Raw genomic sequence first — 276 nt, 5'->3', positions numbered from 1 at the left:
ATATGCGGACATGCTGCGGCTGCTCAAGGCGACAATGCGCCTGCGGCCCGATCGCATCCTTGTGGGCGAAGTCCGGGGCGCGGAAGCCCTCTCGCTGCTCAAGGCATGGAATACCGGGCACCCTGGGGGGATTGCCACGGTCCACGCAAACGACGCTCGTTCGGGCCTTACCCGCGTCGAAAGTCTGGTGGCGGAAGCAACCGCCGCTCCCATGCAAAACGTCATCGCTGCTGCGGTCAACGTGATCGTCAGCATCGCAAAGACGAAGGAGGGGAG

Annotated in this window: 1 protein-coding gene; it reads left to right on the top strand. The window is 63.8% G+C overall.

What is annotated here, in order from left to right; all coding sequences use genetic code 11:
• Window positions 1–276: ATPase, T2SS/T4P/T4SS family (locus AC0L2P_RS32350; protein WP_473507261.1), on the top strand; the 276-nt coding region annotated here is incomplete at both ends.

This window comes from Mesorhizobium sp. WSM4836 (assembly GCF_055811815.1).
The sequence above is the reverse complement of the archived record's forward strand: the minus strand, read 5'-3'. Positions and strand labels throughout refer to the sequence as shown.